Annotated in this window: 1 protein-coding gene and 1 pseudogene; both read left to right on the plus strand. The window is 47.7% G+C overall.

Annotated features, from left to right (window positions below):
* Window positions 1-2,232 (plus strand): annotated as a pseudogene (locus I2D94_RS17965) (hypothetical protein); the annotation flags it as partial.
* 12 nt (window positions 2,233-2,244) lie between these two features.
* Complete coding sequence (locus I2D94_RS17970; protein WP_195397898.1) at window positions 2,245-2,622, plus strand: hypothetical protein; 378 nt, start codon at window positions 2,245-2,247, stop codon at window positions 2,620-2,622.
* Window positions 2,623-2,698 lie beyond the last annotated feature (76 nt).

Below are 2,698 nucleotides of genomic sequence, written 5' to 3' on the forward strand. Positions count from 1 at the left end.
GATACGGCGTTTGGTGACATGGCTTATATGGTTGAGAATTTCTCAAAGAAAGCGATCGATCAGTTCGGCATGTCGGAGCTGACGGCGAAGCGGACAGCGTCCACCTACATGGCCATGTCAAAGGGCATGGGAATCGCCGGGGACAAAGCGGCGAAGATGGCGATCAGTGTTGCGGGATTAACTGGCGATGTCGCTTCGTTTTACAATGTCAGCCAGTCGGTAGCGGACACAGCGCTGAAATCCATCTGGACAGGTGAGACAGAAAGCCTGAAGCAATTCGGCGTTGTCATGACGCAAACGAATCTGCAGCAGTTTGCTTATAGCAAAGGGATCCAGAAGACGATTGCCGACATGGATCAGGCAGAACAGACAACGCTGCGGTATATGTACGTCACTGAGCAGCTTAGTCTGGCTCAGGGTGACTTTTCCAAGACCAGCGGCAGCTGGGCAAACCAGATCCGCATCTTGCAAGAGCGCTGGAAGCAGCTGCTGGGGATCATCGGAAACGGTTTGGTTCAGGTGCTGACGCCGGTTATTCAGTTTATCAATATGATCGTTTCCAAGTTGTTGTGGTTTGCGCAGGTGCTGCAGTCTGTCTTCCGCGGCTTATTTGGCGGTGGTAAAGCGGATCCAGTAGCAGGCGCGGCTGCATCAGCGAGCAAAGCGGAATCCGCCCAAAACGGGTACACTAACTCGCTAAAAAAATCAGATGCTCAGGCTAAAAAGAATCAGAAAACTTTGGCCGGCTTCGATGAAATCAATAACATCAATCAACCGCAATCTGGAGCTGAGGGTGCTGATATGTCCGGGCTTGGCGGCGATGGATTCGCAATAGATTTCGGAGATCTCGGGCTGGATGAAGAGCCTGATACATCCGGAATTGAGAAAGCGGCCGAGAAGATCAGAAACATCATCAAGGGGGTGCTGGACTTCCTTGATGAGAATAAGGCTAAAATTCTTGCGATTATGGGTGGCGTTGCCGCCTTTTTAATTGCCTTGAAATGGCCTGCAATTGCAGCAGCGATTGGAAAGATTGTGATGCCGCTTAAAAAAGCATTTGACTGGTTAAAGGCGTTTATGAGCCTGGCGTCAAGCGAAGGGATCATCGGAGCTTTAAAAGCTGCCTTCTTGGGATTCAGTACAACAGGGCTGATTGTAGCGGCGGTCATCGGAGCTGTGGTAGCGGCGGTGATTTACCTCTGGAACACCTCAGACGAATTCCGCAACAATGTGATGGCTGTTGTGGAGGGCCTGATGTCAGTGTTGAATCAGTTGTGGCAAGGCGTGTTGGTACCGATCGGGAATTTTATCTTGGATTTGATCGACAATGTGATCATGCCGTTGGTCAATATCATCGCTCAAGCCGTTTGTGCTGTCGTTTTAGAGTTGAGTGGTGTATTATCCGCTTTATGGGTCAATATACTGCAGCCCATCGCTGAATTTATTGTGGGTGTTTTATCGGTTTGCTTCCAAGGATTGTATGATATCTGGGTGGCTATGCTGCCAGCGATCAATGAGATGATGGCAATCTTGCAGATAATTTGGGTTGACACACTGCAGCCGATTGCTGCTTTTATTGCGGATGTGCTCATTGTTGCTATTCAACTATTAGGTACAATCATCCAAACCGTTCTGACAACCGCGCAGACAATGTTTAATAAGCTGGTTACTTTCTTGACTGGTACCTTTGCAAAAAGCTGGGAAACCGTCTGGGGTGGCTGTAAAACTGTGTTTGCAACGATCTGGAACACGATTATCGACATCATAGAAACAGCTGTGAATTTTATCATCGACGCGATTAACTGGTGTATTGATCAAATTAATAAGATCCACATTGATGTGCCTGGGTGGGTTACGGCCTTAACCGGAATGACCACTTTTGGCTTTAATATCGCTCGTATAGAGCGTGTGTCGTTACCGCGGATTGAGATGCCGAAACTGGCCAACGGTGGTTTGGCCTACGGTCCTACTACGGCGATTGTCGGTGACAATCCAGGGGCATCGTCGGATCCAGAGGTTATCGCACCACTGTCTAAGCTGCAGAACTTAATGGGCTTCGGCAGCGCGGAAACGCTGAACGCTTTGAATCGTCTATACGATATCCTGCTCATGATTTATGAAAAGGACGACACCGTTATCATTGATGGGGAATCATTGGCCGATCGAATCAACAGGATCAACAAGGACAATGATCGCAGGCGGGGAAATCCGGTATTTGCCTTGGAAAGATAGGAGGGATAGGCAATGATCTATATTTGGACAGACGATGATCCAACACCACGAGAATTACCAATCCCTTGTAAATTTGACTGGCAGTTCTCTGACCTAGATCGGGGATCCGGGCGAAATGATTTTGGCTTAATGATGAGAGAAAGAATTGGGTCAAAAGTAAAATTAACTCTGATTTGGAATCCGAAAAAGCAAAACAGAAAAGCAAATGAGGCAATGATCCGTTTTTTGAAGTCATTGCCTCCTTATTGTTATTTGAGATATCCGGATCCGGACGGGACAACGCCAACGATTGAGTGCTATCGCGGCGATATTAAATCCGGGATGTATCATTATGATCCGATCAGTGGATCCATCTGGAAGGACACGTCAACGTCCTTTACTGAAAGGTAGGCGGCAGGATGGCTAAAACAACGCAGACCTTTTTTGAGAACTCTATTTATAAGTATAGGGATACGGAAGCCGAGAT

Source organism: Holdemania sp. 1001302B_160321_E10, assembly GCF_015552275.1.
Lineage (GTDB): Bacteria > Bacillota_I > Bacilli_A > Erysipelotrichales > Erysipelotrichaceae > Holdemania.